12 protein-coding genes and 1 pseudogene are annotated in these 15,965 nt (G+C 63.4%); all 13 read left to right on the forward strand.

Features of this window, described 5'->3' with window-relative positions:
* The first annotated feature begins 216 nt into the window (after nucleotides 1-216).
* Entirely contained in the window at nucleotides 217-789 is a 573-nt protein-coding gene (locus NKI10_RS13525) for a hypothetical protein (RefSeq protein WP_023743949.1), read from the forward strand.
* Between the two features lie 267 nt (nucleotides 790-1,056).
* Nucleotides 1,057-1,968 (forward strand): hypothetical protein, encoded by a 912-nt coding sequence (locus NKI10_RS13530; RefSeq protein ID WP_027049704.1) that lies wholly within the window; start codon nucleotides 1,057-1,059, stop codon nucleotides 1,966-1,968.
* A 44-nt stretch (nucleotides 1,969-2,012) separates the two neighbouring features.
* Nucleotides 2,013-3,002: a hypothetical protein gene (locus NKI10_RS13535; RefSeq protein WP_023751142.1), complete on the forward strand. Its 990-nt coding sequence runs from the start codon at nucleotides 2,013-2,015 to the stop codon at nucleotides 3,000-3,002.
* Nucleotides 3,003-3,268: 266 nt separating this feature from the next.
* Nucleotides 3,269-3,871, forward strand: coding sequence for a phage connector family protein (locus NKI10_RS13540; protein WP_352860378.1), 603 nt, complete (start codon nucleotides 3,269-3,271; stop codon nucleotides 3,869-3,871).
* Nucleotides 3,868-6,348, forward strand: coding sequence for a phage tail protein (locus NKI10_RS13545; RefSeq protein WP_352655899.1), 2,481 nt, complete (start codon nucleotides 3,868-3,870; stop codon nucleotides 6,346-6,348). The genes NKI10_RS13540 and NKI10_RS13545 overlap by 4 nt, the downstream gene beginning before the upstream one ends.
* 197 nt (nucleotides 6,349-6,545) lie before the next feature.
* Entirely contained in the window at nucleotides 6,546-7,247 is a 702-nt protein-coding gene (locus tag NKI10_RS13550) for a hypothetical protein (protein WP_023739173.1), read from the forward strand.
* A gap of 2 nt (nucleotides 7,248-7,249) precedes the next feature.
* A complete protein-coding gene (locus NKI10_RS13555; RefSeq protein ID WP_023734795.1) occupies nucleotides 7,250-7,780 on the forward strand; it encodes a hypothetical protein in 531 nt (176 codons plus the stop codon).
* Nucleotides 7,781-10,831, forward strand: coding sequence for a lytic transglycosylase domain-containing protein (locus NKI10_RS13560; RefSeq protein WP_352860381.1), 3,051 nt, complete (start codon nucleotides 7,781-7,783; stop codon nucleotides 10,829-10,831).
* Entirely contained in the window at nucleotides 10,831-11,448 is a 618-nt protein-coding gene (locus NKI10_RS13565; RefSeq protein WP_352807196.1) for a T6SS immunity protein Tdi1 domain-containing protein, read from the forward strand. The genes NKI10_RS13560 and NKI10_RS13565 overlap by 1 nt, the downstream gene beginning before the upstream one ends.
* Nucleotides 11,449-11,991: 543 nt before the next feature.
* Nucleotides 11,992-13,953, forward strand: a complete 1,962-nt coding sequence (locus NKI10_RS13570; protein WP_352860383.1) for a pyocin knob domain-containing protein — start codon at nucleotides 11,992-11,994, stop codon at nucleotides 13,951-13,953.
* A gap of 345 nt (nucleotides 13,954-14,298) precedes the next feature.
* Nucleotides 14,299-15,418: pseudogene (locus NKI10_RS13575) on the forward strand (IS256 family transposase); the annotation flags it as partial.
* Between the two features lie 172 nt (nucleotides 15,419-15,590).
* Nucleotides 15,591-15,722, forward strand: a complete 132-nt coding sequence (locus NKI10_RS13580; protein WP_280790706.1) for a hypothetical protein — start codon at nucleotides 15,591-15,593, stop codon at nucleotides 15,720-15,722.
* 94 nt (nucleotides 15,723-15,816) lie between these two features.
* On the forward strand, nucleotides 15,817-15,951 hold the full coding sequence (locus NKI10_RS13585; protein ID WP_023705676.1) for a hypothetical protein: 135 nt from the start codon (nucleotides 15,817-15,819) through the stop codon (nucleotides 15,949-15,951).
* Nucleotides 15,952-15,965: the final 14 nt, after the last annotated feature.

Genomic DNA, 15,965 nt, shown 5'->3' on the forward strand with positions numbered 1-15,965 from the left:
GGTTGCCAGTAGCTGTCGCATTGCGGCCAAACGGCGGCGCGCCCGCTCACGAAATGAGACGTGGTTTCTCGGGCCTTGAAGACAATGGTCGCCAAAGCGGAAACGCCTTGCGCGAACAGGGCGATAGCGCCTCGGTTTGAATCGATACGCCAGCGCTGATCCGGCGCTTTCTGAATAACGTCCTTTCCAGAATTCCGAACAGAAATGGAGATACCAATGACCCGAGGTCTTCCCCGGACGCTGTCGCGCGCCGCCGCCCGCGAGGCCGGATCTGCCCCGCCCAAATTCGGCCTCAAGGCCGTCACCACGGGGCAGGGCGGCTCGTACCGCACCGTCTTCACCCTTGCCGGCATGCAGGTGCCGGTCGCCGACGCGCTGGCCTATGCCAGCCAGAAACTGCTCGATTTCGCCGACGGCAAGGTGCGCATCAAGGGCGGCACGGCCAGACTGCAATTTGCGGTACTGACCACCCGCGCGGCGACCATCAACGACAATGCGGCGCTGACCTGGTCGCTGGGCTCTGTGGCGGCATCGAGTGCGACGCTGGCCGGCGCCATGGTCAATGTGCTGGCTTCGACGGCCCGCACACTGGATGGCCTGGGCGCCGCGCTGTCGACGGCCTCGACCGCGGATGTCGCGGCAGCCGCCACGCTGGACGGCACGGTGACGCCGGTCGACCTCTATCTCAACCTGGCGTTTGCGACCGGCACGGATATCGACGCCGATGGCACGCTGGCGGTGACGGGCACGATCACGCTGCTGTGGGAGAACTGGGGCGATAACGCGTAGCCGCTAATCTCCCCCCTTGAGGGGGAGATGTCGCCGAAGGCGACAGAGGGGGTCGGTGCGACCGGATGCGACCCCCCTTTTGCGACGGAGGAGGTCGGCGCTCCACGCGAGGCGACCCCCTCTGGCCTGCCGGCCATCTCCCCTCGAGGGGGGAGATCAGCAGCTCACCCACGCCTCATTTCTTCCAGCACCCCTCAACCGTCTCGGCGCTGCGCGCCGATCCACCTTCTCCCACAGGGGGAGAAGGAGAAAAGAAGGAATCCACTCATGACAGATCTGGCAGATTCCGGGTCCGTGGCGGCGCGTGCGCAGCCTGCGGGCAACCCAGTACGGCCACCGGCAGGTGCGGATAACGGGTCCGCCGCGCCTGGCGCCAAAAGTTGGTTTGACGGTCTTTCCGAAGGCAACCGCAAGCTCGCTGAAGCCAAGGGCTGGACCAAGGCCGAAAACCTCGATCGGGTTTTCAATTCCTATGCGGAACTGGAGCGACAGCAGGGTGAGAGCCTGCGCGTTCCAGCACCCGACGCATCCCCGGAAGACTGGCAGAAATTTCATGCCCGGCTGCCCGAGACCATGCGCCCGCTGACATCGCCCGACAAGGTCGAGTACAGGCGGCCCGACGGCCTGCCGGAAAACTTCGCCTATTCGGACGAGCTTGCCCAGGCGTCCAAGGCCTGGGCGGTCGAGGCCGGCGCCACGCCGAAGGTGGCGCAGGCCTATCACGACCGCTTCGTCGGCTACATGGCCGAGCAGGCCGCGCGCCAGGACGTCGCGCTCGCCCGCTCGGTCGAAGCCACGCATGACGATCTCGTGCGCGACTGGGGACCGACCGACAGCGACGGCTTTCGCCAGAAGCTCGAGGTCGCCAACCGGGCGATGAAGAAGCTCGGACTGGTCGACGCCTATAAGGCCAAGGGCATCCTTCTCCCGGACGGCGCATTGACCGATCCGCAGATCGCCAAGGCGTTCCATGCCGTCGGCGAGGCGATGTTCAGGGAAGACACGATCGACGGCGGCGCGGCTTTGAGCGGCGGCAATCCGTTCAAGCGCAACGCCGCCGGTGACCGCAACATTTCGGCCATTTCAGCCCTTGTCAAAAGCGACCCCGCCCGCGCCCGGCGGCTGGCACGCGAGGCCGGTGAAAACCCGAACCTCTGGATGCCCAACAATCCCCTTTAGTCCTCCAAAGCTTGCCGCCACATCAACCTCAAAGGAAGTGAAAAATGGCAGACGCCTATACCCGTATCGCGGACGCGATCGTTCCGTCCGTTTATGCCCAGTACTCGTTCGAGGAGCATGTCCAGTCGCTGGAAATCTTCCAGGCCGGCATCCTGTTCAACGACCCGGCCATCACCGCCAAGCTGTCCATGGGCGGCCGCTCGGTCGACATGCCCGGCTGGAAGGATCTCGGCAATGATCCGTCCGAACCGGTCAATGACGATCCGGCCGATTCCATCGAGATGAAGAAGATCGGCGCCCGCCGCGAGGTCGCCGCCCGCAATGTTCGCGCCCAGGCCTGGGGCGTTCCGGACCTGACCTCGATCCTGGCCGGCGACGATCCGCAGAAGCTGATCGTCAAGCGGCAGACCGAGTACTGGCAGCGCGCCAACAAGCTGACCCTGCTCGGCATCCTGAAAGGGGTCGTCGCCGACAACATCGCCAATGACGGCGGCGACCTGGTGCGTGTCACCGGCGCCTCCATCGTCGACACCGACATCATCGAGGCCGCCTATCTGATGGGCGACCGCGCGGACAAGTTCAAGACGATCTGGATGCACTCCAAGCAGATGAAGGCGCTGAAGCTCGCCGACCTCATCGACTATGTGCCGTCCTCCGAGCAGGGCGGCCCGCTCATCCCCTATTATATGGGGCTGCGCTGCGTGGTCGATGACGACATTCCGGTGGCGGCCGGCGTCTACACCGCCTTCATGTTCAAGGACAAGGCGATCCTGTGGAACGAGTTGCCGGTCAACACGGAGGGCGGGCCGCTCGAGTTCGATCGCAAGCCGCGCCAGGGCCATGGCGGCGGCGTCACCGAAATGGTCGGCCGAAGGCACTTCGTGCCGCATGTGCCCGGCACCCGCTTCCTCGACGCGTCTTCGGCCGGCGAGTTCGCCACCGACGCCGAGCTCGCGCTGGCGGCAAACTGGGACCGTACGGCCTCCAGCGTCAAGAGCATGACGTTCATCGCGCTGAAAACGACCGAGGCATAGTACCTTTCGTCCGGCCAGCGGGTCGCCGAAACTGCTGATCTCCCCCCTTGCGGGGGAGATGTCCGGCAGGACAGAGGGGGTGTGAAGGATCGCCAACTTCCGGTCCCTTCAACCCCCTTCAACCCACAACCGCTTCTCCAAATTAGGTCAGGTCGGCGGGACAGCACCCCCCTCTGGCCTGCCGGCCATCTCCCCCGCAAGGGGGGAGATTGGCGCTCCGCCATATACCCTTGCCCAATCAACCACCATCCACGAGGCGCTGATCCATGGCCATCACCCCGCTCGACATCGCCAATATGGCGCTCGCCGTCCTCGACGAGGCGCCGATCGACAGTCTCGACCAGGACGTCAAGGCGGCGCGCCTGCTCAACCTGCATTTCGACCTGACGCGGGAAGCCGAACTCGCCAGGCACGCCTGGGTGTTCGCCATCCTTGCCGCCAGCGTCGCCGGCGCCGACACCGGCAGCGGCAATTGCACCTTGAACTTCGCCTATGAACTGCCCGCCGATTGCCTGCGGCCGCTGCCGCTGACCGCAAATGGCGAGCCGGACGGCGTACCGATCTCCTGGCGCCAGGAAGCCGGGCTGATCTATTGCGGCCGGTCCGGTCCATTGATCATCCGTTACATCGCCAACCTTACCGACCCGAACGACTGGGACGCGCTGTTCACCGAAGTGCTGGTCTCCGCCCTTGCCATCAAGATCGCGCATCCCTTGACGCACAAGGCGGGCATGATCGACATCGCCCGCTCCGCCTATGACCGGGCGCTGGACGCGGCCTTCGCCGCCAACGCCATCCAGCGCGGCGGCCGGCTCTACACCTCATCCTGGGCGCAGCAGCGCGGCGACTTCAGGGTGTCTGCCCGATGACCGCGCTCTACCCTATCCAGGACGTTTTCACCCGTGGCGAAATCAGCCCGCGCCTGCACGCGCGCGCCTCACTCGATCTCTATCGTGCGGCGCTGTCCAAATGTGAGAACTTCGTCACGTTGCCGCATGGCGGTATCCGCGCCCGCGGCGGCAGCTATTTCGTCAACGAGGTGAAGAATTCGGCCAGGAAGACGCGCGCCATCCCCTTCATCTTCTCCTCCGAGCAGGCCTACTGCCTGGAGTTCGGCGACCTCTATATCCGCGTCTATGCCTATGGCGCCCGCGTCGGCACGGTCGAGGTGGCCTCGCCCTATCTGGAGGCCGATTTGTTCGACCTCGCCTATGTCCAGTCAGCCGACCAGATGTGGATCACCCACAAGAACTATGCGCCCAAAGTGCTGACCCGCACCGCCCACACGACATGGACGCTGGCAGGTTACGAGTTCCTCGACGGCCCTTACGATCCAATCAACACGACCGGCACCACGATGACGCCGGCCAGTTACGGCTCGTACGTGCCGAAGATGACAGGCTTGACGGCTCCGGCCGGAACGGCTTTGGCCAGCAACGGTTCCGCGTCAGCGTGGGCGATTTTCGACAAGGACAGCAGAACAGGTGCGGAGATCGGTGCCGGCACCAATGGCTGGGTCCAATATCGGCAGGCGAGCGGAGCGCAGAAGGTTTGCAACGCCTACTGGGTGCAAGCCATGAACAGCGCGTCGGAAGCAGAAAATATGCCGACGCAATGGGAAATCCAGGGCTCGAACGACGGATCGACATGGACAACCATCGACTCGCGGATTGGCCAGATAGGCTGGGGTAACTCCGAGCGTCGGTTCTTCGAGTTCTTCAACAAGGCCGCCTTTGAATATCTGCGCATGGACATGGACGGTGGCGGCGGCTCTGACAGTACCAGAACCGACTTCGCCGAATGGGCGCCGAACGAGGACGGCGACCTGATGACGCCGTTCAATCTGACGGCGTCATCGGTCATCGGCATCAACGATGATACCGGGTTCCAAATATCGGACATTGGCCGCGCCATCCGGCTGCTCGGTTCGGATGGGCGGTGGCGCTGGGCCAAGATTGCAGCGCGCACGAGCGCGACAGTCGTTACCGTTCGTCTGTATGGCCATGCCTTGCCCGATCTCAGTCCGATCAGTCGCTGGCGGCTTGGTACCTTCGTGCCCGGAAAATATGTCGAGGCGGGCTCTCTCTACGAAGAGCGATTGGCCTTCAGTCGAAAATTCTCCGTCTATGCATCGGCGACCGGCGACTTCGACAATTTCGCGCTCGGCGAGGAAGATGACGACGCGCTGGAATTCGTCCAGGCCGGCGGCGGCCAGGCCAACGACATCGTCTGGATCGCCGATTCCGATGGTGCGCTGCTGATCGGCACGTCGGGCGGTATCAGGGCACTGTCCGGCTCCGGCATCGACGAGGCACTCACCCCGTCCTCGTTCAAGAACCGCCGTTCGCGCACCTTTGGCTGCGCCCGCATCCGCCCGGTCGATGCCGGGCAGTCCTTCCTCTATGTCACCCGCTCGCGCAAATCGATCGCCGAGCTGACGCAGAGTTCTACAGCCAAATTCACCTCCGATGACATCGGCCAGATCTCGGAACATATCCCCAAGCAAGGCGTGGTCGAACTCGCCTTCCAGACCGACCCCGACCCGATGCTGTGGTTCCCGCTCGAAAATGGCGAACTTGGCGGCTACACCCACCAGCCGAGCCAGGAGGTGCGCGGCATGCACCGCCATCGCTTCGGCGGCAGCTTCGCTGGATCCGCCCCCGGTCAACCCACTTGGGCGGTCGTTGAAAGCGCCGTGGTGACGCCTGGCCAGAACGGCGTCGACGACATCTGGCTGATCGTCAAGCGCACCATTGGCGGGGTGACCAGGCGCTACATCGAAATCATGACCACGCCATTCGAATACGGCATGCTGGAGGATGCCTTTCAGGTCGATTGCGGACTGACCTATTCGGGTGCACCCGTCAACGTCGTCTCCGGGCTCGGCCATCTCAACGGCCAGCTGGTCGACGTGCTGGCCGGCGGCAAGGTCTATCGCGGCCTGCCGGTTGCCTCCGGCCAGGTGGCGCTGCCCGCCGGCGCCACAGCTGGGAAGTGGCAGGTCGGGCTGCCCTTCCAGTCCGAGGCCAACACGCTGGAACTCGACGTCGGCGGCCAGGACGGTTCCGTCATCGGCCGCCGCAAGAAGGTGGCGAAAGTCATCCTGTCGCTGCTCGAGACCGACACCACCGGGCTGCAGGTGCAGTCCTTCCTCCGCGGCCGCTGGGAGAGCGTGCGCATGCCGAGCATCGTCGCACCCGACGGCAATGCGAAACTCTACACCGGCAATGTCGATGTACCGGTCGACGACAGCTGGGAAGGGCAGGGCAGGGTCCGCATCCGCCACCTCAACCCGACGCCCTGCACGATCCGGGCGTTTACGCCGGTATTCGACGCCGAGCCGTAGGGCCTGCTGATCTCCCCCCTTGAGGGGGAGATGTCGCCGAAGGCGACAGAGAGGGTCGGTGCGACCGGACGCGACCCAATTGCCCACCTCGCAGAGAAAGAAGCCAGCGCTCCACGCGAGACGACCCCCTCTGGCCTGCCGGCCATCTCCCCCTCAAGGGGGGAGATGACGCTCCTCTCAAAAAGGAACCCACCCCAATGACCCCCCATGCCGAGACCCTCGGCAAGGCGCGGACGGCTGCCGATTTCGCGGCCGTCATCGCCTTGCTCGACACCGACATTAACGACGCCGTCGTCCGCAGGCGCGCGCTGGAGCAGGCCGAGGACCGGGCCGTCTTTGGCGACGGCGACCTGGCCGCGGCGCGCGCCGCGCTCGATGCCTGCAACGACGTCATCACCTTGCTGGAAAAAACCATCTGCGTCGCCGACACGCGCCGCATCGACGCCGCCGAGAGCGAAGCCCGCGCCGACATTGCCGCTCTTGGCGACGAGATTGCGGCCAAAGCCGCCACCCTGACCGAGCGCTGGCGCAACGCTGCCCGGCTGGTCGAGCTGCTGCGCCAGGAGCTGTTCGAGGCCGATGCGCTCGTCCGTGCCATCGCCACCGCCAATGGCCTGTTCGACGCCGCCAGCGTCGCCGAGCTGAAGATAAACCTCACCGCTGCCCGCCGCGCCGCCATGGCCGGCGCACGGGCAGCCGCACCCGCTCGCCTCAGCCGCGCCGGGCTGCAGGTCGACCGGCTGCTTTTGTCCCTGCTCGCTGCCGGCGGTCCACTCGACCCGCGCCCGCAGCTTGGCGCGCCGGTCGCCGGCGTCAAAAGCAAGTTCATTCCCGCAATCAAACCCATTCCCGCGAGAAAACCCATTCCTGCAATCAAACCCCTGGGCGAACGAGGCTGACCATGTGCACACTTGCCCTTCTCGGCACCGTTCTTTCCGTCGGCGGCGCGCTGGCCGAGGGCCAGCAGTCGAAGCAGATGGCCGACTATCAGGCCAAGGCCTATGAGCAGCAGGCGCAGGCGGATGCTCAAGCCGCCGCCTTCGAGCAAGGCCAGGAGCGCCACAAGCAGGACCTGCTGCAGGCGCAGGCGCGCGCCCAGGCCGGCGCGTCCGGCGTCGGCATAGCCGGCTCGCCGACCGAGGTGCTGGCGGCGAATGCCAGGCAGGGCCAGGCGGATCTCGGCGCGCTGCTGTACGGCTCGAAGCTGCGCCAGAACAATCTCAACAGCCAAGCCGCCATCTCGCGCTTCCAGGGCAAGCAGGCGGTGACGGCGTCAATCTTCAACGCCGGCAGCGCGCTCGTTGGCGGCCTCTCCAAAATCAACGACCCGACGAAAGCGGCAGCGTCAAGCGCTGCGGCCGCCGCTGTGCCGGGCCGCTCCGTGATCTTCGGCAGTGCGGCCCTCAGGGCTCCGTGGGCGGGGAACACCTAGATGGTACACATCATCCCCCTTTCCGTCGGCCAGCGCCGGCTCGATACCGGCAACGCCGTGCAATATCCCCAGGGGTCGCCGATCGGCGGCGCCATGCAAGGTTTCGGCGACCACCTTTCCGCTCTTGCCGAACGCTACCAGCAGATGAAGGACCAGCAGGACGCGTTCGACGCCGAGCTGGCGCGTCGCGGCTTCGACGCGCGGATCGCGCAGGCCGAAGATGAAGTGGCGGCGAACGCGCCGGCGGATGGCGCAGGCATGCATGAAGCCATGTATGGCGAGGTCGACCTGCGCGCCGGCCGGGTGGTGAAACCAGGCCTGTACGATACGCTGTTCGACGATGCGAAACGGACGATGCCCGAAAGCCAGCGCGCCGCTTTCGCAGGTCAGAAGGAAAACAAGCGCGTCGTTGGCGCATACCGCATGGCGCTGCGGCAAAGGACCAAACGCGACGACTACGAGAAGGCCACCGTCGACACGACGCTGACAACCAATGCCATCGCCATCGCAAAAGGCGACCCGAACGACACCGCGACCTTCGAAGCGATCCGGCAGAGCGGGCTCGACCTGATCGCCAAGATCGGCAACCCGCTTGCCAGGCAAGCGGCGGAAGCCGCCTGGCGCACCAACTCGGCCAAGGCGCTGGTTCAGGCGATGATCGCCACGGACCCGAAGCGCGCTGCTGAAATGCTGGGGGCGGTGCCGGTCGCGAGATCTCCGGTCGACGCGGTCGTGGGCAAAATCATCGGCGTTGAAAGCGGTGGCAATGCCGCGGCAAAGAATCCCAATTCATCCGCTTCAGGCGTCGGGCAGTTCCTCGACTCAACATGGGTTCAGACTGTCCGGTCGCACCGCCCCGACCTGGCTGCTGGCAAAAGTGCGTCCGAGATCATCGCGCTCAAAGGCGATGCCGCACTCGGCAGGCAGATGACGGCAGCGCTGACCCGCGACAATGCCGAATACCTGACCAATCGTGGCGTGCCGACCACACCGGGCAACCTCTATCTCGCGCATTTCCTCGGCTCGGCCGGCGCCGTAAATGTGCTGAAGGCCGATCCGAACGCCCCGATCGCCAGCGTCGTCGGCCAGGACGTAGTGCGCGCCAATCCGTTCCTCGCCGGCAAGTCCGTCGCCGACACCCGCGCATGGGCCGACGGCAAGATGGGTACCCTGGCACAGGGTGACACCGTCGGCAAACCGACGTCGGACGTAAAAACGACGCCGGCCCCCAGGCAGGCCAGCGGCGAGTTCGTCTGGGCGGCGGCTCCATGGATTGCTGACCTGCCACCGTATGATCTGCAGCAACTTGGCCAGAAGGCCAACGTCGCGATGACGGAGCAGCTCTTCGAGGCGCGCACCAATGTCCAACTTGCTTACCAGAATGCGCCGACCGTCCTCATGTACACCGGCACCTATTCAGGAAATAAGCCGGACGATGAAGACCTCACTGCGGTCTATGGCGTCGAGGAGGGTGGAAAGCAGTCTCTTGGACTCGATCGCACGTTCAAGGTCGGCGGCCAGGCATTCGACATGGTCAGGATGCCGAAGGATGCGATCGAGGCGAAGGTGCTCGCGGCCAGGCCCAAACCAGGCAGTGCGACCCTTGAGCAGGACCAGGCACAGTTCGACATAACCACGTCCGCAGCGAGGCAGGTTTTGCAGGCTCGCGCCGCCGATCCCGCCGATTTTGTTCGCAAGATCGACCAGACAGCAGATGCGTACTGGCCCGCGGTATCGAGCAAGGACAGTTACGATCCGGCCGCTTATCAGAAAGCGGTGGCCCGCTCTGTCGCGGTGCAGTTGCAGCTTGGGATCAAAAAGATTCAGCCCCTGCCGGCGTCTGTCGTCAAAGACCTTGTCGACACCTTGAGCGATGAAAGGGTGCCACAACGTGAGCGAGACGTGGTCTTGCGCGATCTGTTCGCGGGTACCTCGGATCCGGGTGTTCAGGCAGCCATGGCGCTGCAACTGACCGGCGAGAACCAGTCGCGAATAGGGCGAAGCATCGCGAACAGTGCAATTCCGGTATCGGCAGAGGAGCGCGTGAGCCGAAATCTGGCGGCTTTTGATGCCCTGCCGGTGCCTCTCAAAGCACTGGTAGCGCTTGATGACATCGTTCGCCTTACGGCGGACGGGATGACGTTTGGATACGCGGACAAATTTGCCGCTACCATGAATTCGCTGATCTCGGGCGGCAGCTACGAGGAACAACTCGCGGCTGGGCGTGTCGCGACACAAGATGCGCGAGATCGAGCTGGGTCGGCGGGTACCGTGGCTGAGTTGCTTGGCGCCTATTTGACCGGCCGAGGCCTCGGAGAGGCGGGGATCACACTCAGCGGTAGATTCGGCACAGCCGCAATGGAGGGGTTGTCCGGTCTCCTTGCTCGCACGGGCCTCATGGGAGCTGAAGGCGCTGGCTACGGGGCCGTGGAAGCCACCGGCCGCGACGAATCCATCGACGGCGGAGCCGCGTCCGGCTTCTTTGGTGGCGCTGGTAGCAATATTGTCGGAGAAGGCCTTGGTGTTGTCTATCGCCAAGCCGCCGAGTGGCTAAAGCGACGTTCATCCTCTCGCCAACCAATTGCTGAGCCGGCAGCGGCAGAGCTTACTACAGATCAGCCAGACCTAGAGGCTGGTTCAAGTTCACCAGCAGGGACCCCAACTGGTCCGGCGCCGGACCCTGCTATAGCCAGCGGGGCCTCCGCTGGCCACGACCTGCATCTTACCTATATGCCTCATTGGAACGCGGCACAGCGGGCAGCGGCAGATCTGAAAGTCAAGATGTTGACGGAAGCTGCCACTGTGGTTAGCCGTGCGGTTCGCATAGGGAAGTCCGCCAGAAAAATCTTTAAGAAGGCAGGTTCATTAATTCCATTCGGCAACGACATTGACCATGTCATTGATCTGCAATTGGGAGGTGCTCATGTCTTATCCAATTTCGCCATATTGGATTCGAGCGTCAATCGAAGTCTGGGTGCGCAGATATGGAAGCAAATAAAAGACTTACCTATTGGCACTGCCATAAATAAGGTCACGATAGGAGCGCGCTGATGTTCGAGACATTCCGACAAAATTACCCCGTCGAAAGTAGGGTGCCGACGGACGGGAATCCTCTTCGGGACTCGGGGATATCGGGGCTGAATGAATTGCTCACCAGCTTGGGCGGTGCTTCATTCAAGCAAGGTTTGTATCGCATCATCAGGGCACAGGATCTCCCAGCCTGGAACGCGAGGGTCAACCTCGGTTTTCCCGAGGCTGCCGGGCGAATCACCTGCTTTGGTTACGACTGGCAGGGCACTGCGTTTGCGCTCGACACGCAGCGGCTGGAGGAAGGGCAACCCGGTGTCCTCATGTTTGAGCCCGGAACAGCTGAGATACTTGAGGTCCCGGCGAATATCGAATCGTTCCACGATGCGCTCCTCATTGAAAATCCCGATGCGGCGCTGACGGCCAATATATACGTGGAGGACTGGCTTTCGGCTGGGGGCGCGCAGCCTGCCTTTGATGAGTGCATCGGCTACAAGAAACCGCTGTTCCTTGGGGGAGAGGATGACATCTCAAACCAGGAACTGACAGATCTGGAAGTCTACTGGCACATTATGGGCCAGGTCATAGCCAAGGTGAAAGGGCTTCCGCCGGGGACGCCGGTAAATCTCAGGGGCGGCTGAGAAGCGCCGGGGAATCTGCTTACGATGGAAGTCACTAGTTAACGCAGGGTGCTGCTTGGGGGTTACATGGGTGCAGGTTATGCTGCGGCTGTTTTCGGTGCACTGGTTCCGACTTTTCTTTTGAGCCGCTTGCTGCTGTGGATCACAAAGCTTTGGGACGACGGTCTTTGGCGCCTCTTGCTGGCGCACGTCATTTCCGCAGGGCTCAGCTGTACCGCCGCCGCTTACGGCCACGCGGATACTGGGGCACCGAATTGGTCCTATAGCTCACTCTACATCTGTGCCCAATTGATCTGGCTCATTGTGGATTTTGTTCGCGCTCGTCGCCAGCGGAGCCAGCCTGCGAATTGACGGTGCGCTTGTGTTGACCCTCCCGCGTTGCGTCACGGCAACGCGCGACGTTCAGTCAATTCCGCCCCGAGTTGCCGTCATGCAGTGACGGTGGCATCGCATTCTTCGATGATTCCTCAAGCCTCGCTATCGCGGGGCTTTTTTCATGGAGCAAGCCTTATGGCCCGACCTGCAACTGCCGCCGTTCGCCTGTTGACCGGCGAACGCGAACCCGTGCGCCTGGCGACGACGGGCAACATCACCCTTTACGGCCTGCAGACCATCGACGGCGTGCCGGCCGAGGTCGGCGACCGCGTGCTGGTCAAGAACCAGACCGATGCCCGCGACAACGGCATTTATACCGCCAGCGAAGGCCAATGGTTCCGTGCCGCCGATGCCCGCACCAGCCGCACCATGCAGAAGGGCACGACGGTGCATGTTCAGCAGGGCGCGGTCTCGGCCGACTTCGTCTATGTTTTCGAAACGCTCGATCCGGTGATCGGCACCGACGCGGTCACCATCGCCTTTTACCTGTCGGAGGACACGCTGGGCGATGCGGTGGGCGCGGCCAGCGCTGCTGCCGCCAGTGCCGCTGCGGCGCTCACCTCGAAGAACGCTGCCGCCACCAGCGCCACCAATGCCGGCACCTCGGCCGGCGCCGCCGCGGGTTCGGCCACGGCCGCCGCCGGCTCCGCCACAACAGCCGCGACCAGCGCCACCAATGCCGGCAATTCGGCAACGGCGGCTTCCGGCTCGGCATCGGGCGCGGCGACCAGCGCCACCAACGCAGGCAACTCGGCTACAGCTGCAGCCGGTTCGGCGAGCGCTGCCTCGGGCTCGGCAACCGCGGCTTCCACCTCAGCCACCAATGCTGCGACCTCCGCTTCCAATGCGGCGGCCAGCGCTGCGGCGGCATCAACCTCGGTGGCGGCGCTCGGCTACACCTTTTCCACGACCACAGCCGACGCCGATCCGGGCAACGGCACCTTGCGGCTGAACAATGCGAGCGCCGCGTTGGTGACCGCGGCCTATATCGATAATCTCGATGCCGGCGGCGCCACCGTGAGTGGCATCCTCGATGGCTTTGATGACAGCACGAACCCCATCAAGGGCCAGTTGACCCTGCGCTCGAAAGCCTCCACCGCTATCTACTATGTTTATAACGTCAGTGGCGCAGTTGTGGATGGTAGCGGCTACCGCAAACTGACGCTCGCCTATGTCAGCGGCGCCGGCACTTTGCCGACGGTGGCCAACGGCATCTGGCTGATGTTCGACCGTGCCGGCGACAGAGGCGCCGACGGGACGGGAGTAGGAGATTTTTTGGGGCCTGCGTCTTCGGCAACCGACAATATTGTCACTTTCGCGGGCACCACGGGCAAGGTGGGGAAGGATAGTGGGATCGCGGTGTCCAGCCTGGCGCCGAAGGCCAGCCCGACATTTACCGGGACGCCAACGGGGCCGACCGCAGCGCCTGGAACGAATACCACGCAATTGGCTACAACGGGGTTCGTCAAGGCTGGGTTTGATCTGAAACTTGATAGCCGACCCAACCTTGGTGTCGTCGCGCAGACGATCACCGATTGGAACAACGCCCTGGACAACGGCTGGTATGTGGCCTCGGCGGCGGCTAATGCGCCAGACGGCGTAAACTGGTTCCTGGGGTTTGTGGAAGCGCACGGAAGCACTGGCTACCGGACGCAGACGGTGCATGATTTCGTCAACGACACTACGGCGGCAGACCAAAAGCTATGGCGGCGCAGGCAGGCTGGCGGTGCCTGGGGAGGATGGATCAAGCTGCAATGGTCGCAGGCCGAACAGGATGCACGCTATGTCCAGTCGTCCACGGCGTTGCTTCAGAAGTTTTATGAAAGCCCGCAACAGACCATCACGAATGCCGGATCACTGACGCTAGCGCATGGACTCGGCGTCAAGCCAAAAAACTACTTTGCCGTGCTGCAATGCACTACGGCAGATGCCGGGTATTCCATTGGAGACGAAGTACTGGCTAATCCGGGCGGCGGTACAGGCAACAAAGGTCTATCGCTGGTCCCGGACGCCACCAACATCAATGTGCGGTTTTCGTCCACCGCTGTTGATATCACCGCCAAAGGCACCGGCGCAGGCACCACAATTACCAACAGTAGCTGGAGGCTCGTCGTGAGAGCGTGGGCCTAGTTATTAGCGGCTTCTCTCCTGGCCTGCAGCAGATCCTGCTGAGCGCAGTATTTCTCGTAAGGCGGCCCCGTATACCGCGAAATGTATATGTCTACGCTTACCGATACGGGCAAACAGCCAAAAAGAAGCCGCCTGTCGATAGCAGCCATCCGGCACCGCAACATAGGCGCCAAGAGCGACAAGGGTCGTGTCCCATCAGGTGGTGTAGCTCGGCGGTAGCGAAGTCGCTCACGAGCGCGCCGTTAGTAGCGCTGTAGCGAGCGAGCGGCGTGTGGGTGGTCATCGGCGCTTTCCGGTAGGGTTTGGTTGTTGGAGAAGACCCCGGATGCCGATCTGCTGCGGGAGATGATCGGCTTTGCCGCCGAGCGACTGATGCAAATGGAGGTGGGCGCGGCCACCGGCGCCAGCTATGGCGAGAAGAACCCGCAGCGGCTCGCCCAGCGCAATGGCTACCGCGACCGGGACTGGGATACGCGGGCCGGCACGGTCGAGCTGCGCATCCCGAAGCTCAGGAAGGGTAGCTACTTCCCAGGTTTCCTCGAACCGCGCCGCATGGCCGAGAAGGCGCTAACCGCCGTCATCCAGGAAGCTTATGTGCAAGGCATCTCGACCCGGTCGGTTGACGACCTGGTCAAGGCCATGGGTATGAGCGGCATATCCAAGAGCCAAGTCTCGCGGCTGTGCAAGGAGATCGACGGGGAGGTGAAGGCCTTCCTCGATCGGCCGATCGAGGGCGATTGGCCATACCTGTGGATCGACGCCACTTACCTGAAGGTCCGCCGCGGTGGGCGGATCGTCTCGGTCGCCGTTATCATCGCCGTCGGCGTCAACGCGGACGGCCGGCGCGAGGTACTGGGCATGGAGATTGGCACCTCGGAGGCCGAGCCGATCTGGACAGAGTTCCTGCGCAAGCTGACACGTCGCGGCATGCGCGGCGTCAATCTCGTCGTCTCCGATGCTCACGAAGGCCTCAAGGCGGCCGTCACCAAGGTGCTGTGCGCGCACATGACAGAGGTGCCGCGTCCACTTCATGAGGAACGTGCTGGCCCATGCCGGCAAGAGCGGCCGCAGGGTCGTCTCAGCCTTCATCCCCACCGCTTTCGCCCAGGAAACGCCCGAGGCCGCGTCCGTACAATGGCGCGCCGTCGCCGACCAGATCCGGCCGAAGGTGCCGAAGCTGGCGACAATCATGGACGACGCCGAGCCCGACGTGCTGGCCTACATGACCTTCCCCAAGGAACATCGCGCCAAGCTCCACTCGACGAATCCGATCGAACGTCTCAACGGCGAGATCAAGCGGCGCACCGAGGTCGTCGGTATCTTACCGAACGACGATGCGATCGTGCGCCTCGTCGGCGCAATCCTGCTCGAACAGAACGATGAATGGGCAGTGCAGCGGGCCAGATATATGACTCTGGAAACGATCAGCCAGATGAGCGATGATCCCCTGATCAGCCTTGCCAGCCGTGGCGCGCTGATCAGCCCGGCCCCATGCCGGAGAGCACGGCGACTAATGCCGCCAGCTACACCACGCCGCGGGACACGATCGCGACAAGTGCCGCCAGTCCAATTTGCAGGGACTGATACCGGTACAAAAGCCACATCTAAAAAGCCCTTTCCAATTTTGAGGCGACACCATGACAAAATACTTCGTTGATGGCAATGGCGCCTATCTCGGCGGCTTTGATGGTGAAGACCTCGAGCTTCCTGAAAATGGCATCGAAGTGCCTGAAGCCCCAGAAGATGCGCGTCAAATATGGGATGGCTAGGCTTGGAGTGCTGCCCCGGCAGTCCGCCGCATTGTGCTGAAATTCGTAGTGCAAGCGCATCATCGACGGCGGCAAGACGCCGCAGGCCTATGGCATGTTCACCGGCAACCCGATCTATTTCGCCCGCTGGTTCGCTCCGGACCATCCCTCTCTCTACAGCGACGATCCTGATGCTGTGAACTTGGTCCGAGCGCTCGGGATCGATCCGGCGGTAATCCTCGCCCCCTAACCCACAACCCCAAA

The organism is Mesorhizobium sp. M0802 (genome assembly GCF_040320115.1).
Classification (GTDB): domain Bacteria; phylum Pseudomonadota; class Alphaproteobacteria; order Rhizobiales; family Rhizobiaceae; genus Mesorhizobium.